We start from the raw sequence: 24,433 nt of genomic DNA, 5'->3' as shown, positions 1-24,433 counted from the left end.
TTTAGGGCCTCCCCTTCCTCGTAGCGCACCCCGTTCGGGGGCCGCCGGGCTCCCGCCAGGGCCACCCCCGGGCCCTCGCCCCGTGCGGCCCGCGCCCTGGAAGTCGCGCGGCGCGACGTGCGACTTCCAGGACGCGGCGAAGTCCACTTCAGCCGCGGGCAGCACCCGGATGCGCGCGTTCGCGCAGCCCGGCGATCACCGCGACGGTCTCGGCAGCCCGGTAGGCGATGGCGACCGGGGTGTTCTGCATGTCGATGACGAGGAGCAGGGAGGCGCGTGGCATCGCCACACCGTAGAGGACCCTCCAACGAGGGCCCTGGGGCTCCTTGGAGGGCTGGATTCAGCCTCCGCTGTCTACCGTCTGGCCAGCGCCTTGCTCAGAGCCGCGCGGACCGGGCCGGGCAGCGGCTCGCCCTCCGTCGTGGCGATCAGCTCCTCCGCCACCGCGCGCAGTTTGGTGTTGGAGAGTTGCGACACCTCGACCAGAATCTCCCAAGCCTCTTCGGCGGTACACGGCCCCAGCGACATCAGCATGCCCCGCGCCTGATCTATGGACGGATGAGACTCCATGGCGCGATGCAGTTCATTGACCTCGGTGCGCAGCGCCTTGATCTCGGCGGCCTCATCCGCACAGTCATCGCCGGAGGTTTGCTGATCGGTATTCCGATGAGGATTCAGTGCCGATGTGTTGAGAGATTCCGACGAGGAAGCCACCTGCTCTACCTCTCATCTACGTACGCAGAACCTGTCGGGCCGACAGCCCGGCCGATGAGGTGAGCATCGCAGATTCCCCATATCCATGGCCATAGTTTGCTGACTCCGTGCATGGGGCGGCGCCGGTGGCTGTCTGTCCCAACCGACCGGCGCCTACGTCGCACAGCGCTGTGCTATCGCTTTGCTCGGGTAGCCAGCTACGTCGCTCTGAAACCGGCGCCGCGCATCGGCATCGACCGCGTTTTCGGGGCGTAGACCATCTCAAACAACGCCCCTTCGGGCCGGGGCGCACGCTAGCGTCGCGGCAACGCACTGTTCGGCGGGAGGGGCAAGGATGCGGCGCTCGGCTGAGCATTACACGCTGCTGCAACGCGTGGCTGTCATGCAGCGCACAACCGATGGATGGGCCACGGCAGGACCCGGACTCGATGAACGCGCCATGGACCCCCTGGTGAGACTCGGGCTGGCCCGGGTGGCTCCCCGCGAGGAGCAGGCGGAGCTCTCGGCGAAGGCCGGCCGGACGGTCTCGTGGGCGGTGCAGCTGACGGACGACGGATGGGACGCGCTTCTGTACGCACGGGCCCGGGCGGCTCCGCCGAGTATCGAGGCTCCCTCACCCGGGTTGCAGCAGGTGGGCCTGCGCCGCTCGGATCTGGACACGCTGAGGCGATTCCTCGCTTTGCGAGGGCGACTGCGTCGTGGGCCGGCGTCGGGTCTGGAGTCGGCGGTGGACGGGGCGCGGTTCAACGCCGCGTCCAACAGATGGGTCGTGTATGTGAGCGGTGAGCAGATGGAGTCGATGGCGCGGGCGTTCTTTCTCGAGCGGCTCGGTGGGTCGGCGGCATCCGCCAACCGCTTCGCCCGTGTGTACGGGGTGAGCTATACGCCCCCTGCTCCCCTCCTCACTCCTGAGCCGCAGCGCGGTGAGAGCGGCTAGGGCTCGGCCAGGGCGTGTCCTGTCGATCTGACTGGCTGAGTAAATCCAGGTGCGGCCGGTCGCCGCGATGGTGTGAGGTGCGGGACATGACGATTGTTCTGAACGAGCCCGGCGTCGACGGTCTGACCGGGGTCGTGGATGCCCTGGGCGTATGGCAGGACGACCGCACGCCGCTGCAACTCCATCCGGGAGACCTCGGCTGGGCCTGGGCGCTGGGCGCGGAGAGGCTGGCCGCGGCCGTCCGCACCTGGAGCGTGGACGGACGGATCATTGCCGTCGGATACCTGGACGCCCCTGATGTGCTGCGCCTGACGACCGCGCCGGACCTGCGGCAGGACGGTGATCTGGCGCGCCAACTGCTGGCGGACCTCAATGATCCGGAGCGCGGGGTCCTGCCGCCTGGGAAGGTCGGCCTCGAAATCCCCAACGGCGCCCTGCTCCGCGAGGTCCTCTTGGAGGCGGGCTGGAATCTGGACGAGCCGTGGACGCCGCTGCGCCACGACCTCGCCGAGCCGGTGAAGGACTCCGGCCTGCGGATCGAGGTAGCCGGTCCGGAGACTGCCGGGGTGCGGACCGCAGTGCACCGCTCGGCATTCGGCAGCCCGAGCTTCACCGAGGAGATCTGGCACGTCCTCGCGGCCGGGCCGGTCTACGCCGACGCCCGCTGCCTGATCGGCTACGACGACCAGGGCAACGCGGTGGCCGCCGCGACGGTCTGGTCGGCCGGACCCGGCAAGCCCGGCCTGCTGGAGCCCGTGGGCGTGCACGCCGACCATCGCGGTCGCGGCTACGGGACGGCGATCAGCGTCGCCGCTGCGGCGGCGCTGCGTGAACTGGGTGCGTCAAGCGCACTCGTCAGCACCCCGAGCTCGAACGCTGCCGCCGTCGCCACCTACAGGGCAGCTGGATACGAGCCGTCGTCCGAACGGCTGGACGTCAGCCGAGCCGCCTGAGAATGATCACGCGGCGGTATCGGACACCCGCGTCGCTGCCCTGGCTGGGGCAGCGACGCGGCGAAGGACACCGTGGCCCGGCTGCGCGACGCCGTCCACACGGTGCACGGCGCCGACGGTGGCCACTCTGGGAGTCTCCGCCCTCGTCTTCCAGCACGTCTGGGCTTCAGCGGGACAGACTCTTCCGTACCGCTCTACGGCTTCGTCTTCCTGGTGGCCCTCGGCGTGGACTACAACATCTTCCTGATGTCACGGGTCCGCGAGGAATCACTGCGCCACGGGGCGCGCGAAGGGGTGCTGCGCGGCCTGACCGCGACCGGTGGCGTCATCACCTCGGCCGGGGTCGTGCTCGCGGCGACCTTCGCGGCGCTCGGCATCATCCCGCTGGCCTTCCTCGTCCAGATCGCGTTCATCGTCGCCTTCGGAGTCCTGCTGGACACCCTGGTCGTACGGTCGCTCCTGGTACCGGCTCTCGTCCGCGACATCGGTCCGAAAGCGTGGTGGCCGGGAGCCCTCAGCCGTACGGGAGGCGACTAGGCACAGCCAGGCGCGGCGACCCGGGCCGGGTACGGGTCAGGCGCCCGCCGAAACCGGCGAATCGGTCTTGTCGCCCACGGAGTCCCGCGTCGCGGACTTCGGTATGGGCTGGTCCTGGCGCAGCGCGGTCCACACCCGCTGCGACGCCTTGTCCAGCGGCAGGACCCGGCCCGAGTCCTGGGAGTCGTAGGTGACCGGCATCGTGACCATGTTGGTGTGGTCGGGGCTGATGCCCTTGAGCTCCTTGGCCAGACCGAGGAGCTTGTCCGCCGATGCCAGGCCGGAGTCCGCGCTGATGCTCTTGGTGGCGGTGTCCGCCAGGTCGTAGGACTTGGCCGGGCTGCCCAGCGGGTCGACGGTGTCGGCGCGGTGGATCAGCGCCTTGATGAACGCCTGCTGGAGCTGGATGCGGCCCAGGTCGCTGCCGTCACCCACGCCGTGCCGGGTGCGCACGAGCTCCAGTGACTGCTTGCCCCCCAGCGTGTGCTTGCCCGCGTTCAGGGCGAGGCCGCTGTTGGGGTCCTTGATCGCCTTGTGGGTGGTGATGTTCACGCCGCCGAGCTCGTCGATGAGCTTCTGGAATCCCTTGAAGTCGACTTCGAGGTAGTGGTCCATGCGGAGGTTCGACATCTTCTCGACCGTCTTCACGGTGCACGACGGTCCGCCCACTTGGTACGACGAGTTGAACATGGCCTGCTGCGCGCCGGCGGCCTTGCCGCCCTGCGGCTTCGCGCACTGGGGCCGCTCGACCATCGTGTCGCGCGGAATGCTGACGACCGAAGCCTTCTTGTGGGTCTTGTCGACGTGCAGGACCATCGCCGTGTCGGCGCGGGCTCCGCTGACGCCACTGCCGTACTGGCCGTGGGTTCCCGCCCGGGAGTCGGACCCGAGCAGGAGGATGTTCATCGAGCCGTCCTTCTGCTGGCTGGGCCGGTCGTGCCCGAGGACGGCGTTCATGTCGGTGCCATGGATGTTGCCGTTGAGGTGCTGCCAGGCATAGGCGGCGCCTCCTCCGCCGATCAGGACTGCTCCCAGGGCGCCCCATGCGACGTATCGCAGGGTCTTCTTCCGCGGCTTGCGCCGGGAGCCTCGTACCCGCGCGGGCCCGTAGTCGGGCACCGCGGGGCCTGCGGCCATGTGCGCCTGCTGCTCGTTGTCGCTCTCGTGCGGCATGCGCTGCCCCTTTTCGTTGACCGGTGGCTCAGTTGGTGCGTCGGCCGGTGGCTCAGTACGCGGAGTCGACGTTGTCGATCGAGCCGTACTTGTCGGCGGCGTAGTTCGCGGCCGCGGTGATGTTGGCGACCGGGTCGGTCAGGTTATTGGGGGTGCCCGAGACGTGGTACGCGTCGAAGGTGGGCTGGATGACCTGGAGCAGTCCCTTGGACGGGGTGCCTGCCTGCGCGTTGACGTCCCAGCCGTTCTGGGCGTTCGGGTCACCGGCGGACTCGCGCATGATGTTGCGGTGCAGGCCCTCGTAGGAGCCGGGGATGCCCTTGGACTTCATGATGTCCAGGGACTCGCGGATCCAGCCGTCGAGGTTGTCGGCCTGGGGCTTCTTGGCCGCGGCGGCCTGGGTGGCCTTCGTGCTCGCCGCGGTCGGCTCGGCGGCCTGGGCGGGCGAGGGGACCAGCGTGAGGGCTGCGGCCGCGGCACCGGCGGTGGCGATGCCGGCGACGGAGATCTTGCGCAGTCGGGCGGTGCGGGTGGTGCGGCCGGTGCTGGTCTGCGTCTGGGTCGTGGCCATGCGGGGGAACTCTCCAATGCGAAGTGCGTGGGGGGGGCTCGGTCGAATCGAGCTGGTTCGCTCGGTTCGGTCCCGATTCCCCTCCGGAACTTCAGCAAGGGTTAGCGGTGGCCGGAGCGGGACGCAACGATGTGACGTACTACCCCGGTACGCAGGACGCCCTGGTCAGGGGCCACACAGGAGACTCACGGCCGTCCGCGGGGGCCTTGAGGTGTCTACTACCGTCGTTAGCATGTGACGTGGCTCCTATGGGTGGGCTCACAGCTTCGGCGGTGTTTGGCGCGTCCTCGGGGATTGAAAACGGGGTCCAGGGGGTAATCAGTGCGGCTCGATGCCGCTGCGCAGGTGGCGGCCGGGGGGCTCTCCACGAACACGCAGGTCAGGTCGCCGTCGACGCCTCACCGCGCCGTCCGCGCACAGCGTCAGAGCTGACTGCCGCCTCGGCGGCTCGCGGTGAAGCGGGACGGGGGCAAGCCGAAGGCGCGGGTGAAGGCGGCGGTGAACGCCGCGGGAGAGGCGTAGCCGATGCGGGCGCCGACTTCGCTGACCGACGCCGTGCGCAGCAGGGGTACGGCGGCGAGCAGGCGGGCGCGCCCCCGCCAGACGGCTGGGCTCTCGCCGGTCTCGGTGCGGAAGCGCCGCGTGAATGCCCGTTCGCTCATGGCCGCCCTGGCTGCCCATACGGCGTTGGTGGTGTCGGCGTCCGGCGCGGCCAGGTACTCGCGGCAGAGGCGCGCGAGGTCGGCGGAGGCGGGGATCCCGACGTGGAAAGGGAGCGGGGCGCGCTCGGCGATCTCGTACAGGAGGAGCGTGGCGATGTTTCCCTCGCGCCCGGAGAGGCTGTAGTCGGCCTCGAACTCCGCGGCGGCCAGGAGCAGCTCGCGCAGCAGCGGCGGAACGTCCACGACCGTGCAGGTGGCGGGCCACCAGGGGACGGCGTGCGGCTCGATGTACAGGCTGCGGGTGCTGACCTCCAGCATGCGGACCCGGTGCCGTGTGGCGGGCGGGATGAGCACGGCCCGCTCTGGCGGAACCGTCCAGGTCCCCTCGGCGGTGTCGACGACCATGACTCCGGTGGCGCCGTGGAGGAACTGCGCGCGCCGGTGTTCGTGCCAGTCAAGGACGTGGCCGGGCGGGTAGTCGGTACCGATCGGCAGGACGGCCCGGTCGACGTGGTCGACATCGGCCAGCGGGACGTTCTTCACCCGCCCACCCTATGGGCCTTCCTGGCCGACACGCGATAGAACTGTGCCGACCATCGCATGCGAGTAGATCGTCGCGGCTGGTGGGGTGGGACCCATGGACTTCGTGACGTTGGTCGGGGTCGGGCTCCTCACCGGAGTCACGACCGTGTTGTTCGGTTTCGGTGGCGGGTTCGTCGCGGTGCCGGTCGTGGTCTGGGCGGACGCCGCACTCGGTGCGGACGCGATGCGGGTGGCGACGGCCACCTCTGCCCTGGTGATGGTGGTGAACGCGGGGTTCGCGACGGTCGTCACACCTCGGCGCGTGCTATTCGCGCTCCGCGGCAGCGGCAGGCTGCTGCTCCTGCTGGCGTTCGGCGCGTCGGCCGGTGCGCTGGCCACGCGCCTGGCCTCGGACGATCTCGCCCACTGGGCCTTCATCGCGTACGTCGCGCTCACCATCGCCGACTTGCTCCTGCGCCCCGGTTTCCTGCGCCCGCACGCCCCGGTGGAGAGGGAATCCGTGGATCCGCGACCGCTGCCGTCCGCCTTCGGCGCACCGATCGGCGCGGTGGCCGCCTTCCTCGGCGTGGGCGGCAGCGTCATGACCGTTCCCGCGATGCGGCGGGCCGGCCACACGATGCGGGTGGCGACCGCGCTGGCCAACCCGCTCACCCTCGCGATCGCGCTCCCCGCCACCGTGGTGTCCCTGGGGGTGGCAGCGGTGCCCGCCGCCGCGAACGCGCAGGTGCATCTGGTGGGCCTGATCGACCTGCGCGCCGCGTCGGCGCTGCTCCTCGGGGCTCTGCCGGTCATCGCTGTGCTGCGTCGGCGCCCGCCGCGAATCCCCGACCGCGCCCACGCCTGGGCCTACGTCGCACTGCTCGGCATGGTGACGGTCGCGATGCTGCTCTTGGCCTGACGGGCCACTTCACCGGTTCGACCGAGACCGGAGCGTGGCAGGGGCCCTGTCCGCGGCAGGGCACCTCGACTAGCGAGAGGTGCCGAGCCAGTCCTCGTAGTGGGTGGAGGCAACGCGCGCGTCAGGTCCCGCGACAAGGACATCACCTTCGACGGCGCCGAACATGCCCGCCTTCTCATCGGTGACGACGGTGCGGGGGTCCTTACGGGCCGCCAGCGTGAGGCTGCCGAGCTCGTCGAGCCGGAAGACGTCGGGGCCGGCTACGTCGAGCGTGCCGTTGAGCGGCGCGGCGGTGGCGACGTCGGCGAGGGCCTGGACCACTTCGGCCGTCGAGATGGGCTGGATGCGCGTGGCAGGAAGGCGGACGGTCTGTTCGTCGGCCTCCCAGGACATGACCGCGTCCATGAACTCGAAGAACTGGGTGGCGCGCACGATCGAGTACGGGGTGGGCCCCTGCCGCAGCAGGTCCTCCTGAAGGGTCTTCGCACGGTAGTAGTCGAGCTGCGGCACCTGGTCGACTCCGACGATCGAGAGGATGACCTGGTGGCGGACGCCCGCGCGCTCCCCCGCGGCGAGCAACTGTCCCGTGGTGGTGCGGAAGAAGTCGGGGGACGCTTCGTCGAACGTGGGCGAGTTCGACACGTTGACGACCGTGTCCGCGCCCTTGAGTGCCTGGTCGAGGCCCACGCCGGTGAGCAGGTCGACTCCGGTCGACAGGGATGAGGCGACCACCTCGTGGCCTGACTCGCGCAGCCGTGAGACGAGTTGGGAGCCGATCAGTCCGGTGCCGCCGATGACCGTGATGTTCATGATCGTACCCTTCTGTGAACCGAGTGCCGCTGTCGTAGCAAACTCGGATATCTATTGTCCGAGATAATACTCGGATAACCTGTATCCGAGTCAACTGGGAGGGCGCATGAAACTGTCCGGCGGCGTGGAGTGGGCACTGCACTGCTGCGTGGTGCTGACCGCTGCGACCGAGCCGGTCCCGGCTGCCCGCCTCGCGCAGCTGCACGATGTCTCGCCCAGCTATCTGGCCAAGCAGATGCAGGCCCTGTCCCGGGCGGACCTCGTGAAGTCCGTCCAGGGCAAGACGGGCGGATACGTACTGACCAGGGACGCCGCCGACATCGCGGTCCTGGATGTGGTGCACGCCGTCGACGGGGCGAGCCCGGCGTTCGTGTGCACAGAGATCCGCCAGCGAGGCCCCTTCGGGACACCTCCCGACGACTGCACCGAGCCGTGCCCCATCGCCCGCGTGATGACCGCCGCCGACGCCGCCTGGCGGGCGTCGTTGCAGGCGGTCTCCATCGCCGATCTGGTCGGCACGGTGGAGCGGAACAGCGGGCCGGAGGCTCTGCCGACCATCGGTACGTGGCTCAACGCGGTGAACGGCTCCGCCGGCTGAGGGACACTCTCCGCTCCACTTCCTCAGCGGCCACAGGGGTCACAGGGGTCTGGATGCTCTACACGTCGCCGCTCCGCAGACTGTCCGGCGTGCCGTACTCGCCGTACATGCCGATACCGGAGACGGCCACGCGGGAGTGGGGCTGCCAGAAGGTTCGGAAGTACGGGGCGCTCGCCGGGAGTTCGGGGATCTCCAGCAGAGGGACTCCACGCCGGTCCAGCAGACGCCGCAGTTAGTCGAACCGAAGCCCGGGAGTGAACCGCGCGCCGTACCGGGCGCGGAGTACTTCGTTGACGAGGGTGCGGTCCCGGCACGCGAGCCTGTGCACCTACAGGGCCACTCTCCGTCGGTGGCTGTGGATAGGGTGATCGAATGACAACTCGGGGGCGCACACTCAGGATCACAGCGGCACTGGTGCTGTCGGCACTCGCGCTGACCGGCTTCACGACGGGGCGGGGTCACGGCGGTGGTGGTCGCCACAGCAGCGGTAGTGGCGGCGGAGGCGGCTGCAGCAGCTCGAACCAGGACCACGACAGCTCGTCGTCGAGCAGCTCCGGATCATCTGGATCGACGACATCCGGTTCGAGCTACGACGACGATGACCATGACGATTCGTACGGCAGCGGCGGCAGCGGCGGCGACGGAAGCAGCAGCACCGGCGGTGGCACCTACAACCGGCGACCGACCCACCACTCCACCTCCTCCAGCTCCTCCAGCTCCCCCGGCGGCGAGCAATTGGAGGACGCGAAGGCCGAGTTGGTGAGCTGCGCGACCAAGAAGGCGCCGTACGCGACGGTCAGGGTGACCAACGACAACAGGAAGAAAGGCCGCTTCTGGGCGTCGGTCACCTTCGTGGACGCAGACGGCGTCACCATCATCGAGGAGAGCGCGAAGGTCAAGGTGTCCGGGAAGGGCAAGGCCACCGCACGGGTGAACATCGGCGGCGAAGGCCTGGTCGACTCGGTCGATCACTGCGAGGTCGACCCGCAAGCCATCCCCGTATCCGGCTGAGCCGGTCCAGCTGACCCTGGCTCTCTTTCCGACACGATCTCGCCTCGGTGACAAGCTGAACGGCATGGGCCCGTCCGATAACCCAGAACTCCGGGGCGTTCCTCGTCATCACCGAAATCGACCAGGCACGACGCGGAGTGACACTGCCCCGACGACAGGCCTCCACTCCAGGGCGAGGGTGGCGAGGGTGGCGAGGGTCGGGCCGGGTTCAGACCACCCGCCCGGCCCCACTGCCCTGCTCCCGCCCGGACCACCTGGTCCGGACGGGAGCAGCCGGAGGGCCGCGCTCGTCGCCGCCCGCCTGCGCTCAAGGGCATCTCGAACACGGAGCGATGCAGCCCTGCCCCGAGGACAGCGCGACGCGTTACGAAGTCGACGCGTTACGAAGTCAAGGACGCATGCCGTGCGACAGGCAAGGCCGACCGCCCCTCACCCGTGCGCTCCGGTCGGCTGATGTCAGCCCAGACCGCGTCGAGGGACAGCCCCAGAGCGTCGGCAAGTGCCGCAATGGTCGGAAAAGCCGGGGTGGCCACGCGGCCGGATTCGATCTTCCGGAGAGTCTCGGGCGAAATGCGCGCGGCGAGCGCGACGTCGAGCATGGAGCGGCAGCCCCGCGCCCGTCGCAGCAGGACACCGAGGCGTTCTCCGCGTTCCACCTCGGCGGGGGTGAGCGACAACCTGACCATGAGCCCATTCTAATACCGGTACAGTTAGACCGGTATAGTTATTGGACACACGCGAGAGGCCCCCCATGATTGAGATCCTGAGCCGCCCCCTGCTCGACCGGGCGAAAGATACCGGCGCGCTGGTCGGCGACATCCTGCAGACACTGAAGAGCCGCAGCACGGTCGGCGCGAACCTCCTGGACATCGACCAGTGGGCCAAGGAAATGATCACGGAGGCGGAAGCGCAGTCCTGCTACGTCGACTATGCCCCCTCCTTCGGGCGCGGCCCGTTCGGTCATTACATCTGCACAGCCGTCAACGACGCCGTGCTTCACGGACGGCCCCACAACTACACGCTGGCCGACGGTGACCTGCTGACACTCGACCTGGCCGTCTCCAGGGGCGGAGTGGCCGCAGACGCCGCCATCAGCTTCCTGGTGGGCAAGGCCAGGCCCGCGGAGAGCGTCGCGATGATCGAGACAACCGAACGCGCGCTCGCCGCGGGGATCGCTGCCGCCAAACCGGGGGCGCGCATCGGCGACCTCTCCCACGCCATCGGCACGGTCCTCGGCGAAGCGGGCTACCCCATCAACACCGAGTTCGGCGGTCACGGCATCGGCTCGACCATGCACCAGGACCCGCACGTCGCGAACACCGGACGGCCCGGGCGTGGATACAAGCTGCGCCCTGGACTGCTGCTGGCCCTTGAGCCCTGGGTGATGGCCGATACCGCCACGCTCGTCACCGATGCCGACGGCTGGACGCTGCGCAGCGCGACAGGCTGCCGGACCGCACACAGTGAGCACACCATCGCCATCACCGACGACGGAGCTGAAATCCTCACTCTGTCCGAGCAGGCGCGGCCGTGAGGGCCTCCGCCCTCTCTTTGCCGAATGTCCGACCGATGCCCGGCCCATGGGCATCGGCATCCACCGCGATCTTCTCCGGATCAGCGTGCGGACGACGGGTCGGTCGCGCGTAGCGCGGCCAGTAGCCCCGGTCGGCCGCCCGACGGTCGACGCCGCCAATCGTCTGGGCCACGTCGCTCCCCCCTACGGGCCGAAGCGCCGACATCTTACGGCTCAACGCCTGCCGCTCATGCCGGTTGAACCGGCATGAGCAGCAGGGGCGGCTAGGCCGCGTCACGCGACGGCGGTGCCCTCGAGCTCGACCAGCTGGCCGGGGATCGCGAGTCTGGTCACCCCGAGCATCGTGGTGGTCGGCGCGACCCCGGCCGCGCCCAACCGTGCCGCCAGCACCCCGTAGTGCGGGAAGAGCTGATCGACGTCGGTCGTGTAGACGTTGAGCCGGACGAGGTTGGGGAGAGACATTCCGGCCTCGCCGAGCACGGCCTCCAGGTTGCTGATGCTCAGCGCCAACTGCGCCGCCATATCGCCCTCATGCTGGGGCTTGCCGTCACCGTCCATCGCGGTCTGCCCGGAGATGTACAGGGTCCGAGTGTGCCCGGAGACGATCTCACCCTGATTGAAGCCCATCTCCACCGACCACGTCACCGGGTTGACCGACGTTCGTTCCACTGCCACTTCAGCTCCATTCGATCCGTCGCGAGTACGAACGTCCATCGGCTCGGTAGCCACCAGCTCTGACGTCGCGTCAACGAGCCTCCCAACAAATCACGACACCTTCAGTCATGTATTCCGTTAGCCTTCGCGGATGCGTGCCGACCGACTGGTCTCACTGGTGCTACTGCTACGCCGACACGGTCGCCTGACAGCGGACGCGCTGGCCCGCGAGCTGGAGGTCTCCACCCGTACCGTGCTGCGCGACATCGAGGCGCTGTCCACGGCGGGCGTCCCGGTCTACGCCGAACGCGGCAGGCACGGCGGTTTCGCGCTGTTGCCCGGTTTCCAGACCGAGCTCACCGGACTGAACCACGACGAGGCCCTCGCCTTACTGACCGCCGGATCAGGGCGCGGCGAGCGGGTGTTCGGCCTCGGCTCGGCGCTCGCTTCAGCCATGCGGAAGGTGGTCGACGCGCTGCCCGAAAACCACCGGGCCGCCGCGAGCGACGCGACCCAGCGATTTCTCGTCGACCCGAAGACCGACCTGCTCTCACGCCGCCTGGTCACTGAGGAGGTACGCGGCACCGCAATGATCGAGGTCAGGCGCGCGGTGCTCGCCGGACACAAGCTGCGCATCCACTACGCGGCCACGGACCAGGCGCCTCAGTGGCGCACGGTGGACCCGATCGGCCTGGTCACCGTACGCGACCGGGGCTACTTGCTGGCCACGAGATCCGGCGCGGACCGCACTTACCGGCTGTCGCGGGTGCTGGCCGCCGAGGAGCTCCCCGAGACGGCCCAGCGGCCGAACCGGGTTGATCTGGACCGGATCTGGCGGGACCGCTCCGCGCGGTTCCTCTCCGGTGGCGACCACATCACCGTGCTGGTACGGGTGAACCCGGTGCGGCGGGAGGACCTGCTGGACACCGCGCTGGCCGTCCGCGCGGAAGAACCCGACCCCGACGGCTGGCTGCGGCTGGAGGTGACGTTCCAAGACTCCCGACACGCCGAATGGGCGCTCTGGCAGTTCAGTACGGACGCGGAAGCCCTTGCCCCGGAGTCGTTGCGCGCCTCCCTGCGCAACCGCGCCGCCGCGCTTGCCACCCGCTACGGAGACTCACCCTGAAACGGTCGGGGTGGTGGCAGGGGTGTCCGTGCGGTCAAGGAGTTCCAGCAGACGGCCGGCTTGCCGTTCCGCGGTGCCGGGTGGGTTCCTGGGATGGTCCGGATCGTCGAAAGAGAGCAGGAAGAGCCAGACCAGGGCGAGGAGCCGTCGGCACTCTCGGAGCCGGGAAGCCTCAGCGGGCGTCAGATCGAAGTGCCCCAGGAACGCCGGGACATCAAGAGAGTGGTCCACCCAGCTCGACACGTGTTCAGTGATCTCCGCCAGCTCGAAGGCGCGATCGCTGCGGCCGGAGTCCTCGAAGTCGACGACCCGGACTTGCGAGCCATCCCAGAGGTAGTTGGCGAGATTTCCGTCGCCAGGGCCGAAGACCGGGGGCACCGATGGCTCGTCCAAAGGGTCGAGGCCCGACTCGGCCAGCCACGCAAGGCCCACGGACATGGCCCGGGTCACCGGGCTGCCGGGGCGAGCGTAGGTGCTCGCGGGGATGTGCGCGGACCAGGCGTCGATGTGGGCGATGAGTTCGCCCTGGCGTCCAGGTCTGAGGGGGATTTCGTCAAGTGCTGACGGGGGCACCGCGCTGTGCAGCGCGGTGACGGCCTCCGCCAGAGCCTCGATCTGCCGCTCGTCGACGGGGTGCCCGCGCAGAGGTCTGCCGCTCAGCCGGGACATCACCACGGTGGGCGTTGCGGCTCCGGGATCGGCGGACTCGGGCCGTGGTGCGAGCCCAGGGACGTATGTGTCGAGCAGCCTCAGGGCACGCCACTCGCGCTCGCACCGCTCGCGATCCACGTCGCGGAAGCGCTTGGTCACGCTGTCGGGACCCATCTCGATCGTGTGGGTGCTCCACCGGTCAGAACTCATGGGAGGCGATCCTGCCAGGTGTCAGGCCCGGTCCCGCCATGGAGCAGTGGGCGAAGCAGCCCGGACCGAAGACCGTCCACGGCCTGCGCTCCCGGCTGGAGGACTCGCTCACCGCGGCATCACAGGCCCCCTACCTACACCGGCGCCCCTGCCTCATCATCCCAGTGATGAGCGGCGTGGCAGTGATCGTCGCGCTGCTGCCGAGGCCAAGCCAGTAGTGTCCGTGGCCGTTGCGGTACGGCCGCAGGAACAGTGCGCCGCCGCGCCTTCGGGCAACCTCACCTCTGGCCCAAGCCCGCCGAATCACTCCGCCGCCGGGGCCGAGCACGCGTAGGCGCGACCTATACGGGGCATCGGTTTTGGTCGTGGACCTCCTCCACGGTAACCGGCTTCACTGACCCGTCAGTTGGTGCGACGGCCGGTCGGGACCCGGTGTCGCACGGGGCCCGGAGTCGGCTCTCGGCGTGCGACGGCACTCCTGCCGCAAGGGGTGCCACCTCTGTGCGGAGTGCGTCGGCGGGCCCCTGCCCGTGCCTGGATGGAGGTTGCCACGTCGCGCCGGCGGACGGACCAGGCCGCCATCGGACGAGCGGCCACACTGTGCCGGGTCCACCAGCATCAGCGCTGTGGGCCCGGCACGTCGTCGATTCCGGTCACTGAACCGAACGCCCCGTCGTGGTGCACCAGCGCCGCGGCATCCCGGCGAACGGACCCCGATTCGACCTCGCCGACGACCAGAAGATGGTCGCCGACCCGCTGGCGCAGCGTCACCCTGGCCGTCAGATAGGCGGGGGCCTCATCGAGTACGGGAAGGCCGTCGTCGTACGCGGTCCATGCCACGCCCTGGAAGCGGTCGACGCCACTGCGCGCGAACTGCCCCGCCAGCGCGGCGTTGTGTGTGCCGAGCACATGAACGGCGAACCGGTCGGCGTCGCTCACCGCCGGAGCGGTGGAGGCGCTGAGCCCCAGGTAGAAGGAGACCAGCGCCGGTCGGAGAGACACGGAGGTGAAGGAGGTGGCCGTGAAACCGGCGGGACCCGGGACGGTGATCACCGTGACCCCCGCGGCGTGGCGTCGCAGCGTGCGGCGGAGCATCTCGTCGGTGGCGGGTGTCGCGGACGTCTCCGCCGGGCGGTCGGTGGAGGTGGTCATGGCGGTTCCCTCTCAACTGGTGGGGCACCCCGGGCCGGCCCCGCTGCCTCGGCAGCGGGGCGGTGGCTCGTGGTAGCTGGGTCGTGCGGGCCCGGAGCGGGGCGCGTCAGGCCTTGGGCTCCGGGTCCAACGTCAGGATCGGGCGCAGGTCCGCGTCGGTGCGCAGCCGCTCGAGCCACAGGATGACGTGGGCGGCGGTCGTGCGGTGCGAGGCGTCGTTGAGGACGTCGTGCAGTCCCTCGTGCAGGACGCCCAAGGCGGCCCGCGGCAGGCGTTCGGCGAGGGCGCGGGCCTGTGCGAGCGGTGTCAGTGGGTCTGCCGCACCGTGCAGGATCAGAGCGGGCAGGTCATCGGGGTGGGCGTCGGGCAGGAGGTGTTCCGGCACGGGTGCGGAGAGCTGCCCACGCTCGAAGTGTGTGTCGTCGGTGAGCCTTTGACGGTGCGTGGGGCAGGCGGTGCGCGCGCCGAGTTCGGCGTCCCAGTCGGAGGGGCCGGGGGACGCGGGAGACGTGGTGGCGGTCCCGGCCGCGATGATTCCCGCCAGCGGCAGCCGCGGATCGGCTCCGGCTGCCAGGTGCAGTGCCTGCAGGGCGCCCGTGTCGCTGCCCACAAGGACGACGGGCGTGGTCGCGTCGGGCCCCACCGCTGTCACCGCGGCTGCCAGTACGTCCTCCAGGGCGTCGCCGACGGTGGTGTCCAGGGCATGTACGACATACCCGTCGACCGCCAGGCGGCGGCCCAGCCGCTCGTAGACGAGGCCGTGTTCGCCGCGCCCGGGCAGGACGACGAGCGTGCCGCGCGGTGCGATCGGGGTGGGTGGCCGCCAGGTGTGGGCGGCGGCAGTGGTGGTGGCGAGGTCGGTCATCGGGTGTTTCCTGCCGGAGTGAGGGGCGTGGCCGTGGCCGCGCGGTGGGCCAGTTCCTGGCGGACGAGGGGCAGCAGCTGGCGGCCGTAGTCGATCGCGTCGTCGAGCGGGTCGAAGCCGCGGATGAGGATCGTGCTCACGCCGATGTCGATGTAGTCGAGGAGTGCCTGAGCGACCGTCTCCGGCGTGCCGACGAGGGCGGTGGTGTTGCCGCCCGCGCCGGTTGCCGTGGCAGTGGGGGTCCACAGGGCGCGATCGTGGAGGTCCTGCTTGGCGGCGGCGGCGAGGAGCCGCTGGGACCCGGCGTTCTGGGGTGAGGTGGCGCCCGTGTGGTGACGGGCCTGGTCGAAGAAGGGGCGTCCGGCGCCGGATTTGATGGTGTCAAGGATGCGATGGGCGCGGTCCCAGGCGAGTTCCTCGGTCGGCGCGAGCACGGGGCGGAAGGAGACGCTGATGCCGGGCGGTTCGGCGCGGCCCGCGGCCTGGGCGGCGTCGCGCACGGAGGCGATCTGCGCGGCGGTCTCGGCCAGCGGCTCGCCCCACAGCGCGAAGGTGTCGGCGTGCTTGCCGCCCACACGGTAGGCCGCTTCGGAGGAGCCGCCGAAGTACAGCGGAATGCCTTCGGGGCGGTAGGGCAGCACTCCGGGTGTGTAGTCCTCGAAGCGGTAGTGGCGGCCCTCGTGGCTGAAGGAGTCGGTGGCGGACCAGGAGCGCCGCAGGATGCCCAGGTACTCGTCGGTCCGGTCGTAGCGCTCGTCCTTGTCCAAGTAGTCGCCGTCGCGGCGCTGTTCTGTGTCGTTGCCGCCGGTGATGGTGTGGACGGCGACGCGGCCCTGGGTGAAGTGGTCGAGGCTGGCGAAGCTGCGGGCGGCCAGGGTCGGGGCGATGAAGCCGGGCCGATGGGCGATGAGCAGGCCGAGACGGTCGGTGCGGGCCGCGACGTGGGCGGCCACCTGGAGCCCGTCCGGCCGCGATGAGCTGTAGCCGATGAGTACGCGGTCGAATCCGGCGTCCTCATGGGCGCGCGCGAACCGGGTGGTGTAAGCGGCGTCGATCAACGGGCCCTGGGCGGGCCGCGTTTCGGATGCGTGCTGGGTGCCGATCATGCCGATGAACTCGACGGGCGACGGGCTGGTCATGGTCACTTGCCTTTCGGTGCGGTGTGGCGGTCGAGTGCGGCGCGGCCGACGGCGGTGAGGACGGAGTCGTCCTGCGGGGTGTGGACGCGGCTGCAGAGCACGTCGCGGTAGTGGCGCTGGAGCGGGTTGGCGCGGGTCAGTCCGTGGTTGCCGGTCAGCGCGAGGGCCTGCTCCACGGCGTTGATGGCGGCGCGGGTGCCGAGCACCTTGGCCATGCCCGCCTGGCCGACGGCGCTCTCGTCGCCCGCGTCGGTGCGGGCCGCGAGGGTGTCGACCAGCGTGGTGGCCCCGGTGAGTGCGGTGTCGATCTCGCCGACTGCCGTCTGGAAGCGCGGCAGCGTGGCCAGGGGCGCGCCCAGTGCGGTGGGTACGCGTTCGTGGAGGAAGCCGATGAGCCAGTCACGAGCGGCCTCGGCGACACCGAGGTAGAGCGCGGTGAGGCCGAGCGCGTTCCAGGCTCCGGTGGTGAGGTCGGGGCGGGCCCCTGGGATCGCGCCGGGTTCGGCCAGAGCGATGACGTCGGCCCGCTCGACGCGTACGGCGTCGAGCAGGACGTCGTCGCTGCGGCTCGCGCGCAGTCCCACGTGGTCCCAGGTGGGCTCGATGCTCAAGCCGGGGCTCGGTGCGCGGACGATGAACGAGCCGACGCGGACGGGGTCCTCATCGGTGCGGGCGAAGACGAGCATCCGGCTCAGTCCGACCGCGCCGGTCGAGTAGATCTTGCGTCCGCTCAGTACCCACTGGGTGCCGTCGCGGCGGGCGGTCGTGGCGGGCAGCCCGCCACGCACGGGGCTGCCCAGCTCGGGTTCGACGCGCAGGGTGTTGACGAGGGCGGGCCGTGTGGCGCTGTCGGCGAGAAGGTCCTCGTACGCCCCGGCCGGCCAGGCGGGGATACGGGCCTCGGCCGCGTGGACGAACAGCGTCATCGCGGTGACCAGGGCGACGGCCGGGTCACCGGTGCCGAGGGCGCGCAGGATGCGCACGGTGTCGGCGAGCCCGACCCCTGGGCCGCCGTGCCGGGGCGCGACGGTCGCGGTGAGCAGCCCGGCTTGGTGGACGAGGGCGAATCCCTCGTCGGGGAAGGAGGCGTCACGGTCGTGCTCCGCTGCGCGGGCGGCGAGGGCGCGGGTGAGCTCGGGCAGGCGGTCGAGGTCGAGGGGCGGCAGGGCGGGGGCTGGACTGTCGGCGGCGGCCCCGGGGTGAGCGCGGGCCTTGCTGGTGCGGGTCACGGGTTCTCCGGCCGTTGGGGGGTGGGGGGTGCGGGCTGGGTCCGCTTTCCGGTCGCTGGGGGCGGGAGTTGGGGCGTGGATGGTGGCGGATGCCGGGGGTGTCCCCCGGTGGGGCGCTGGAAGGGGGCGGGGCAGTCAGTCGAGGTGGTCGCGCCAGGTGCCGGCGTGGTGACAGGCGACGGTGAGCGACGTGTCGGCTGACGGCGGTGCCTCAGCCGAAGGGGCCGACACTCCGCCGTCACCCGTCTCGGCCGCGGCACGCTCTGCGACCCTCACCGGAACAGGCTCCTCGCGGCAGTCCGGTCCTGCGAACCGGCACCGTGGTGCGAAGACGCAGCCCTCGTCGTCGGGCCACGGCTCGCGGTCGGCGGGCGCCCGCAACTGGGCGGGCAGCGGACGGTGTTCACGGCGCACACTGGGCGCCGACGCGGTGAGCAGCGCCGTGTACGGGTGCCCGGGGTGTTCCAGGACCTCGCTGATGGGCCCCTGTTCGACGAGTCTGCCCCGGTAGAGGACGGCCACACGGTCGGCGATACCCGCCAGGGAACTGAGGTCGTGGGAGATGACCACGATGGCCAGGCCCAGTTCACGGCACAGCCGGTCGAGCAGCCTCAGGACGAGGTTGCGGTTGGAGGCGTCCAGGGCGCTGACCGGCTCGTCGGTCAGGAGCAGTCGGGGGCGGGTGACGATCGCGCGGGCCAGCGAGACCCGCTGGCGCTGGCCGCCGGAGATCTGACCGGGGGTGCGAGAGCCGAAGACTTCCGGGTCGAGGCCGACCAGCGTCAGGGCCTCGTCGGCGCGCGCCGCGCGCTCCTGCCGGTCCAGCGCGCCGACGGCCGCGAGCGGTTCGGCGACGATCCGGCGGACGGTCAGTTCCGGGTCCTGGGAGCGCAACGGATCCTGGAACATGTACTGGACGCGCCCCGAGCGGCGGAAGTCCCGCAGTTCGCCCCTGCTCAGCGAGGTGAGGTCGCGGCCGTCGAACGTGATGCTGCCCGCGTCGGGGCGCACCAGGCCGACGGCGGTGCGGGCCAGGGTGGTCTTTCCGGAGCCGGTCTCGCCGATGATGCCGACGATCTCCCCGGGGCGCACGGCGAGTTGGACATCACTGAGCACGCGCGTGCGCCGCGCGGGCCCTCGTCCGGCGCGGCGGCCGTAGGAGACCGCGAGCCCTCGGACCTCCAGGAGCGATGCCCCGGAGGTGGACGCGTCGGGCTGCTCGCTCCCCCGCGATGCCAGTGCGGTGCTCACAGGGCGGCTCCTTGCGCTGCCACGGTCCGGCCTGCCGCCGGCAGGGCATCCGCATCCGCCGGTTCCCGCAGGCCGGGTGGCCTGGTCGGTAGCGGGCAGCGCGCCCGCCGTCCGTCGCCGAGCGTGCGCAGCGCGACCGGGCCTGCCGTGCACTCCGGTTCGGCGTACGCGCAACGCTCGGCGAAGCGGCATCCGGGAAGGTTCTCGCCGGTCTCCGGCGGTCGGCCCGGAATGATGTCGAGCTCGCGCCGTCCCCAGTCGCCGATGGAGGCGACGCGCAGCAGTGCTTGTGTGTACGGGTGCGCGGGCGCGGCCAGGACCTGTGCGGTCGGGCCGTCCTCGACGATCTCGCCCGCGTACATCACGACGACTCGGTCGCAGCTCTCGGCGACCACCGCGAGATCGTGTGTGACAAGCAGCAGCGCGAGTCCCCGCTCCTGGCGGAGGGTCCCCAGCAGATCGAGGATCTCCGCCTGGACGACGACGTCGAGTGCTGTCGTCGCCTCGTCGGCGATGAGGAGTTCCGGCTCGCAGGAGACGGCGATCGCGATGAGGACCCGTTGCAGCATGCCGCCCGAGAGCTCGTGCGGGTACTGGTGGCAGAGCTCATCGGGGCGGTGCAGTCCCACGGCCGCGAAGAGCTCCACGGCACGGGCGTGCGCGGCGGAGCGGGACAGGCCACGGCCCACGCGCAGTTGCTCGGTGAGCTGCCGTCCGACGGTGAGTGAGGGGTTGAGGTAGGAGGCGGGGTCCTGGAAGACCGCTCCGACGCGTCGTCCCCGTACGCCGTTCCAGCCTTTGCGGGACAAGGCGGTCAGTTCCGTCGGCGCGTCGGTTTCACCGTCCCGGACGGTGAGGGTGATGCTCCCCTGGCCCACCTCGCATCCGGGAGGCAGGACGCCGAGGACGGCGCGGCAGGTCAGACTCTTGCCGCTGCCGGACTCCCCCACAAGGCCGACGGATTCTCCGCGCCCGAGGCTCAACGACACGTCGCGAACGGCGCGTGCGGCGCCGCCGATGGTGACGTCGAGGCCTTCGACGGTGAGGACGGGTGTGCCGTCCGCGCGGACGGTCTCGTCGGCGGCTTCAACCGGCTGTGACATGGCGATCGGCCTCCTTCGGATCCTGGGTGACGTGCGCGCTCCCGTACACATTGAGCGCGTTGGACGGTTCGGCGGGAACGGGCGCGGACGCTTGCGGGACGGTGGCCGGTGCGGCGGGCGCGGGCGCCCCGAGGTCCGCCGCGGCCGGTGCGCCGCTGTCGCGGATCGCGTCGGCCAGGAGGTTGAGCGACCCGACAGTGATCATGATCGCGGCGCCGGGGATGAGCGGCGCCCACGGCTGCTGGGCGAGATAGCCCAGGTCAGAGGCGAGCATTCCGCCCCAGGTGGGTGCGGGCGGCTGGACGCCGAGTCCGAGGAAGGTCAGCGAGGAGACGACGAGCAGCGCCTGGCCGACCATCTGGGCCGTGGTCACCGCGACCGTCGGCAGGATCTTGCCCCAGACGTGGGTGCGCAGGATCCACCACCGCGAGGAGCCCATCAGTTCGGCCGCCTCCACGTACTGCGCCTGCTTCAGACCGAGCGCGGCGGCGCGGGTGACCCGGAAGTAGAGAGGCGCGAACAGCACGCCGAGCGCGACCATCGCCTGGTGCATGCCGTTGCCCAGGGCGCCGACCACGGCGATCGCGAAGACCGTGAACGGCATGATCATCAATGTGTCGGCGGCGCGCTGCGCGGTCCATTCGAAGGTCCGGCCGAGCCATACGGACGCGACCCCGGGAACGATCCCGAGCAGCATCGCTGTGGCGACGGCCTCCAGCGCCCCGATCAGGGAGAGCCCGGTGCCGTCCAGAAGCCGGCTGAGCACATCGCGCCCGAGGTAGTCGGTGCCAAGGAGGTGGCCGCCGCTGGGTCCTTGCAGCATGTCCGTCGGGTTCTGGCCCAGGGGGTCGTGCGGGGCGAGCGCGCCTCCCGCCACGGCCAGCAGCGCGACCAGGCCGAGGACGGCGAGCGCGACGCGGGCCGAGCGCCGACGCGACGTACGGCGAAGAACCCTCATTCCGTACCTCCCGCGGTCCCCGAAGTGCCCCCGTCGCGACGGCCGGTGGCGCTCCTGCGGGCGGCCGGATTCAGGGCGGCGAGCGCCGCGTTGACCGCGACGTTCGCGACGAGCACCACGGCAACGGTGACCAGGAGGGTGCCCTGGATGACGGGGATGTCGTGGCGCTCCGCCGACTGCAGGGACAGTTGGGCGATCCCGGGCAGGTTGAAGATCTTCTCGGTGACTACCGCGCCGCCGAGGATGACCGGCACGCTCACGCCCAGGACGGTCAGCGCGGGACCCGCCGCGTTGCGCAGCACGTGCCCGAACAGGACGCGCCGGGCGGAGAATCCGCGCATCTCGGCGCCGGTCACGTAGTTCTCCCGCAGCGCCCCGACGAGGGAGGTGCGCAGCTGCCGGGCGATGGAGGCGGCGGCGTCCAGGCTCAGCGCGAAGGCGGGCAGGATCGCGTAGCGCAGCCAGGGTCCGATCCCGGAGCCGAGCGGCTCGTATCCCCCGGTGGGCAGCGCGCCGAACTGGACCGCGAAGACGACGATGAGCACGATGCCGATCAGGAACGGCGGCAGCGTGGCGAGCGCGGAGCAGACGAGCGTCACGGCGCGGTCGATACGACCACCGTTGTCGAGCGCGGCGGCGATGCCCGCGCCGCCCCCGAGCACCACGGCGAGCAGCAGGGCGAGCCCGGCGATGGACAAGTCCACCGGGAGAGCCTGCCCGATGCTGTCGGCCACGGGGACGCTGGTGAACCACGAGACGCCCAGGTCGCCGGTGAACGCGCTGCCGAGCCAGGTGAAGTACTGCGCGTACAACGGGCGGTCGAGCCCGAACTCGGCCTCCATGCGGGCGATGTCGGCCGGGGTGGCCGTGTCTCCGAGGACAGCTGCCGCTGGATTGGCGTCGGACAGGGCTCCGAGCGCGAATGTCAGGAGCGAGGCAAGGAAGAACACCGTGGCCGTGGTGACGAGCACCCGCCCCAGTGGACGGGGCGCCGCCGCCAGTCGCCGGGTGAGCGGCGCCCACGTGCGGCGGGCCTCAAGGCGGCCCGGGGCGGAGGGAGGTGTCTTCGTGCCGGAGAGTGCGGGGGCGCTCATGAGACGGTGACCCCCTCGAATCGCTGGACGACCGTGTAGGCGGGGATCTCGGACACCTTGGGGCTGCGGGCGAGGATGCGCGGCACGGTGTACAGGAACACGTTGGGCATGGTCCGTACGGCGATGCCCGTGGCCTTCTGCAGGACATCGGGGTACTTCGGGTCGTCGAGCGGGGTGCGGCGCACGGCGTCGAGGGCCTTCTCCAGCTCGGGTGAGACGGTCCGGCCCGGGTTCATCAGGCCTTCCTTGCCGAAGAGGACCTGGAATCCCTGGACGGCGGAGTCCCGCCCGGCGAACTGGTCGACGTACAGGGCCTTGGCCCGCTGGATGTACACGATCTGTGTCGACTGGTCCGCGGGGATCGTCTCGATCTTGGCGGTGATCCCGACCTTCTTCAGCTGCGCCTGGATCAACTCCGGTACGCCCTCGCCGTTCTGGGCGGCGAGCGTGATCTTGAGCCCGTCGGCGTGACCCGCCTTGGCGAGGAGTTCCCTGGCCTTCTTGGGGTCGTAGGGGAAGAGCTTGTCGAGTGCCTCGTCGTGGCCGGCGTAACCGTGCGGGAATGGCTGCCGGGTGGCCTGGCCGTAGCCGAACGACGCTGTCTTCAGGAGTTCGTCGCGGTCGATGGCGTACTTCAGCGCGAGCGCCACATCGGGGTCGGTGAAGGGCTCCCTGCCGATGTGCACGTCGAGTACGGCCACCACCATGGACGGGATGACCTGGACCTTGAGCCCCGCGGCCTTGGCGGCCTCGACCTGGCTGCCGGGTATCTGCGCGACGTTGTACTGCCCCGACTTGAGCGAGGCGACGACTGTCGAGGCCTCGGGGAGCGGATAGAGCTCGAAGTTCTGCGTCCTGATGTGCCCGGCGTCCCAGTAGCGGGGGTTGGCGCGCAGAACGGCCTTGGAGTTCTCGACGTAGGAGGCGAGCGTGTACGGTCCTGCGCCCGCGGGCTTGGTGGCGAGGCTCGCCGCGTTCTGCTCGAAGGCCTTCGGGTTGACGACCATGCCGGTCTTGCCGGCGAGGAGGGCAGGGATCTGGAAGTCCGGTTCACTCAGGCGCAGTTCGACGGTGTGCTCGTCCACTGCGGTCACCTTCTTGACCCCGATGAGCTGAGCGGCGATCAGCGATTTCTTGTAGTCGCGGCCCCGCTCGATGCTCTTCTTCACCGCGGTGGCGTCGACCGGACTCCCGTCGCTGAACTTCAGCCCCTCGCGGAGAGCGAAGGAGACGACCGTGCCCTCGTCGTCGTACGTCCAGGAGCGGGCGAGAGCCGGGACGGCTTCGCCCTTCTCGTCGAGCTTGGTGAGACCCGCGTAGACGAGGGAGAGCGAGTGCACGTCCCAGCCGGCCGACGAGGTGACCGGATCCCATGAAGTCGGCAGGTCCCAGCCCCACTTGAGGACTCCTCCCCCGCCGGTGCCACCCGCCGTGGACTCACCCCCGCAGGCGGCGAGAGTGAGGGCCGCACCGGCGCCGAGCGACATCCCGAGGAAGGCTCTGCGTCCGGGGGCGGGCAGCCGGGCGAGCGGCGCATCGTCGGTGTCGGCCGATGCTCCGAAGAGGGAGGGTGTGCCGGACTTCGGCATGCGTGCGCACCTTTCTCGGCCGCGCCGATGCCGCTCGGGCGATCGGGCGAAACCGTGGGACGCCCGGTGTGCGGGGCACGGGCGAGGGAGGCGGGGAGGGCAGGAGAGAGTGGCCTCGCGCATCGGGTCAGCGGCGCCACTCGCACCGGGGAACGGACCGTCGCGCCGGATCAGGCGTGGGCCGTCGGTGAGTGAGGCGATCGCAGCGATGGAACGCGAGTGGTCGACGCGGGGCAGTGCCGGCGGTGCGGCGCACTCGCGCCGTGAGCCGTGTCCTGAGGCGTTCCGTGGGAGCCGGCTCAGCGGGAGGTCGAGAGTCCCCGCGCCTGCACCTCAGGGAAGCCGTGCCGCGACACAGCCATCCGCCGGAGGACGGGGACACCGGGACCGGAGCTTCGCGAAGAGCGGCCGGTCGTCGGCCGGGTCAGCGACAGAGTGCGCTGGAGGTGCGCAGATAGTCCACGTAGCGGC

At 70.6% G+C, this 24,433-nt stretch carries 26 protein-coding genes and 2 pseudogenes; 9 read left to right on the top strand and 19 right to left on the bottom strand.

Annotation, left to right across the window (positions count from 1 at the left end; all coding sequences use genetic code 11):
- Positions 1–148: 148 nt before the first annotated feature.
- Entirely contained in the window at positions 149–283 is a 135-nt protein-coding gene (locus tag ACFVXC_RS22230; protein WP_389907651.1) for a hypothetical protein, read from the bottom strand.
- A 71-nt stretch (positions 284–354) separates the two neighbouring features.
- A complete protein-coding gene (locus ACFVXC_RS22225; protein WP_389907649.1) occupies positions 355–714 on the bottom strand; it encodes an ANTAR domain-containing protein in 360 nt (119 codons plus the stop codon).
- A 382-nt stretch (positions 715–1,096) separates the two neighbouring features.
- On the opposite strand from ACFVXC_RS22225, the gene ACFVXC_RS22220 reads away from it, so the two are divergent.
- The 3 genes and pseudogenes from ACFVXC_RS22220 to ACFVXC_RS22210 form a co-directional block, all read left to right on the top strand.
- The gene (locus ACFVXC_RS22220; protein ID WP_389907647.1) at positions 1,097–1,651 is read left to right on the top strand and encodes a DUF6417 family protein; all 555 of its coding nucleotides are present in this window, start codon (positions 1,097–1,099) and stop codon (positions 1,649–1,651) included.
- Positions 1,652–1,737: 86 nt separating this feature from the next.
- Entirely contained in the window at positions 1,738–2,604 is an 867-nt protein-coding gene (locus tag ACFVXC_RS22215; protein ID WP_389907645.1) for a GNAT family N-acetyltransferase, read from the top strand.
- Positions 2,605–2,722: 118 nt separating this feature from the next.
- Positions 2,723–3,141: pseudogene (locus tag ACFVXC_RS22210) on the top strand (MMPL family transporter); the annotation flags it as partial.
- Positions 3,142–3,177: 36 nt separating this feature from the next.
- Here the strand turns inward: ACFVXC_RS22210 and ACFVXC_RS22205 are convergent.
- The 3 genes from ACFVXC_RS22205 to ACFVXC_RS22195 form a co-directional block, all read right to left on the bottom strand.
- Entirely contained in the window at positions 3,178–4,314 is a 1,137-nt protein-coding gene (locus ACFVXC_RS22205) for an LCP family protein (protein ID WP_389907643.1), read from the bottom strand.
- Between the two features lie 52 nt (positions 4,315–4,366).
- On the bottom strand, positions 4,367–4,885 hold the full coding sequence (locus ACFVXC_RS22200; protein WP_389907641.1) for a transglycosylase SLT domain-containing protein: 519 nt from the start codon (positions 4,883–4,885) through the stop codon (positions 4,367–4,369).
- 422 nt (positions 4,886–5,307) lie between these two features.
- Positions 5,308–6,090, bottom strand: coding sequence for a helix-turn-helix domain-containing protein (locus ACFVXC_RS22195; protein WP_389907639.1), 783 nt, complete (start codon positions 6,088–6,090; stop codon positions 5,308–5,310).
- A gap of 94 nt (positions 6,091–6,184) precedes the next feature.
- Here ACFVXC_RS22195 and ACFVXC_RS22190 point away from each other — a divergent pair, with 94 nt between their 5' ends.
- Positions 6,185–6,988 carry a sulfite exporter TauE/SafE family protein gene (locus ACFVXC_RS22190; RefSeq protein ID WP_389907637.1) on the top strand — a complete coding sequence of 268 codons (804 nt, stop codon included), beginning with the start codon at positions 6,185–6,187 and terminating at the stop codon, positions 6,986–6,988.
- 69 nt (positions 6,989–7,057) lie between these two features.
- Here the strand turns inward: ACFVXC_RS22190 and ACFVXC_RS22185 are convergent, their stop codons facing one another.
- Positions 7,058–7,798: an SDR family oxidoreductase gene (locus ACFVXC_RS22185; protein ID WP_389907635.1), complete on the bottom strand. Its 741-nt coding sequence runs from the start codon at positions 7,796–7,798 to the stop codon at positions 7,058–7,060.
- 106 nt (positions 7,799–7,904) lie between these two features.
- On the opposite strand from ACFVXC_RS22185, the gene ACFVXC_RS22180 reads away from it, so the two are divergent.
- The gene (locus tag ACFVXC_RS22180) at positions 7,905–8,396 is read left to right on the top strand and encodes an RrF2 family transcriptional regulator (protein WP_389907633.1); all 492 of its coding nucleotides are present in this window, start codon (positions 7,905–7,907) and stop codon (positions 8,394–8,396) included.
- A 372-nt stretch (positions 8,397–8,768) separates the two neighbouring features.
- Positions 8,769–9,407: a hypothetical protein gene (locus ACFVXC_RS22175; RefSeq protein ID WP_389907631.1), complete on the top strand. Its 639-nt coding sequence runs from the start codon at positions 8,769–8,771 to the stop codon at positions 9,405–9,407.
- Between the two features lie 380 nt (positions 9,408–9,787).
- Here the strand turns inward: ACFVXC_RS22175 and ACFVXC_RS22170 are convergent, their stop codons facing one another.
- Entirely contained in the window at positions 9,788–10,093 is a 306-nt protein-coding gene (locus ACFVXC_RS22170; protein ID WP_389907629.1) for a helix-turn-helix domain-containing protein, read from the bottom strand.
- Positions 10,094–10,158: 65 nt separating this feature from the next.
- On the opposite strand from ACFVXC_RS22170, the gene map reads away from it, so the two are divergent.
- Positions 10,159–10,941, top strand: a complete 783-nt coding sequence (map, locus tag ACFVXC_RS22165; RefSeq protein WP_389907627.1) for a type I methionyl aminopeptidase — start codon at positions 10,159–10,161, stop codon at positions 10,939–10,941.
- Here map and ACFVXC_RS22160 read toward each other — a convergent pair.
- Positions 10,931–11,116: pseudogene (locus tag ACFVXC_RS22160) on the bottom strand (hypothetical protein); the annotation flags it as partial. The gene map and the pseudogene ACFVXC_RS22160 overlap by 11 nt on opposite strands.
- A 98-nt stretch (positions 11,117–11,214) precedes the next feature.
- Positions 11,215–11,610, bottom strand: coding sequence for a RidA family protein (locus ACFVXC_RS22155; protein ID WP_389908051.1), 396 nt, complete (start codon positions 11,608–11,610; stop codon positions 11,215–11,217).
- Positions 11,611–11,746: 136 nt separating this feature from the next.
- Here ACFVXC_RS22155 and ACFVXC_RS22150 point away from each other — a divergent pair, with 136 nt between their 5' ends.
- A complete protein-coding gene (locus tag ACFVXC_RS22150) occupies positions 11,747–12,721 on the top strand; it encodes a helix-turn-helix transcriptional regulator (RefSeq protein ID WP_389907625.1) in 975 nt (324 codons plus the stop codon).
- Here the strand turns inward: ACFVXC_RS22150 and ACFVXC_RS22145 are convergent.
- Positions 12,713–13,582 carry a phosphotransferase family protein gene (locus ACFVXC_RS22145; RefSeq protein ID WP_389907623.1) on the bottom strand — a complete coding sequence of 290 codons (870 nt, stop codon included), beginning with the start codon at positions 13,580–13,582 and terminating at the stop codon, positions 12,713–12,715. The two genes, ACFVXC_RS22150 and ACFVXC_RS22145, sit on opposite strands and share 9 nt — an antisense overlap.
- Before the next feature lie 38 nt (positions 13,583–13,620).
- Between ACFVXC_RS22145 and ACFVXC_RS22140 the strand changes: the two genes are divergently transcribed.
- Positions 13,621–13,800 (top strand): hypothetical protein, encoded by a 180-nt coding sequence (locus tag ACFVXC_RS22140; RefSeq protein ID WP_389907622.1) that lies wholly within the window; start codon positions 13,621–13,623, stop codon positions 13,798–13,800.
- Between the two features lie 400 nt (positions 13,801–14,200).
- Here the strand turns inward: ACFVXC_RS22140 and ACFVXC_RS22135 are convergent, their stop codons facing one another.
- From ACFVXC_RS22135 to ACFVXC_RS22095, 9 genes are all read right to left on the bottom strand, one after another.
- Positions 14,201–14,734 carry a flavin reductase family protein gene (locus ACFVXC_RS22135; RefSeq protein ID WP_389907620.1) on the bottom strand — a complete coding sequence of 178 codons (534 nt, stop codon included), beginning with the start codon at positions 14,732–14,734 and terminating at the stop codon, positions 14,201–14,203.
- Between the two features lie 106 nt (positions 14,735–14,840).
- The gene (locus tag ACFVXC_RS22130; protein WP_389907618.1) at positions 14,841–15,599 is read right to left on the bottom strand and encodes an alpha/beta hydrolase; all 759 of its coding nucleotides are present in this window, start codon (positions 15,597–15,599) and stop codon (positions 14,841–14,843) included.
- Positions 15,596–16,738: an LLM class flavin-dependent oxidoreductase gene (locus tag ACFVXC_RS22125; protein ID WP_389907616.1), complete on the bottom strand. Its 1,143-nt coding sequence runs from the start codon at positions 16,736–16,738 to the stop codon at positions 15,596–15,598. Before ACFVXC_RS22125 ends, ACFVXC_RS22130 begins: the two co-directional genes overlap by 4 nt.
- Before the next feature lie 2 nt (positions 16,739–16,740).
- A complete protein-coding gene (locus ACFVXC_RS22120) occupies positions 16,741–17,967 on the bottom strand; it encodes an acyl-CoA dehydrogenase family protein (protein WP_389907614.1) in 1,227 nt (408 codons plus the stop codon).
- Between the two features lie 135 nt (positions 17,968–18,102).
- Positions 18,103–19,218 carry an ABC transporter ATP-binding protein gene (locus ACFVXC_RS22115; protein WP_389907612.1) on the bottom strand — a complete coding sequence of 372 codons (1,116 nt, stop codon included), beginning with the start codon at positions 19,216–19,218 and terminating at the stop codon, positions 18,103–18,105.
- Positions 19,215–20,321 carry an ABC transporter ATP-binding protein gene (locus tag ACFVXC_RS22110; RefSeq protein WP_389907610.1) on the bottom strand — a complete coding sequence of 369 codons (1,107 nt, stop codon included), beginning with the start codon at positions 20,319–20,321 and terminating at the stop codon, positions 19,215–19,217. The genes ACFVXC_RS22115 and ACFVXC_RS22110 overlap by 4 nt, the downstream gene beginning before the upstream one ends.
- Entirely contained in the window at positions 20,305–21,279 is a 975-nt protein-coding gene (locus ACFVXC_RS22105) for an ABC transporter permease (protein WP_389907608.1), read from the bottom strand. The genes ACFVXC_RS22110 and ACFVXC_RS22105 overlap by 17 nt, the downstream gene beginning before the upstream one ends.
- Entirely contained in the window at positions 21,276–22,373 is a 1,098-nt protein-coding gene (locus ACFVXC_RS22100; protein ID WP_389907606.1) for an ABC transporter permease, read from the bottom strand. Before ACFVXC_RS22100 ends, ACFVXC_RS22105 begins: the two co-directional genes overlap by 4 nt.
- Positions 22,370–23,962 (bottom strand): ABC transporter substrate-binding protein, encoded by a 1,593-nt coding sequence (locus tag ACFVXC_RS22095; protein WP_389907604.1) that lies wholly within the window; start codon positions 23,960–23,962, stop codon positions 22,370–22,372. Before ACFVXC_RS22095 ends, ACFVXC_RS22100 begins: the two co-directional genes overlap by 4 nt.
- Positions 23,963–24,433 lie beyond the last annotated feature (471 nt).

This window comes from Streptomyces sp. NPDC058257, from assembly GCF_042881845.1.
Lineage (GTDB): Bacteria > Actinomycetota > Actinomycetes > Streptomycetales > Streptomycetaceae > Streptomyces.
The sequence above is the reverse complement of the archived record's forward strand: the minus strand, read 5'-3'. Positions and strand labels throughout refer to the sequence as shown.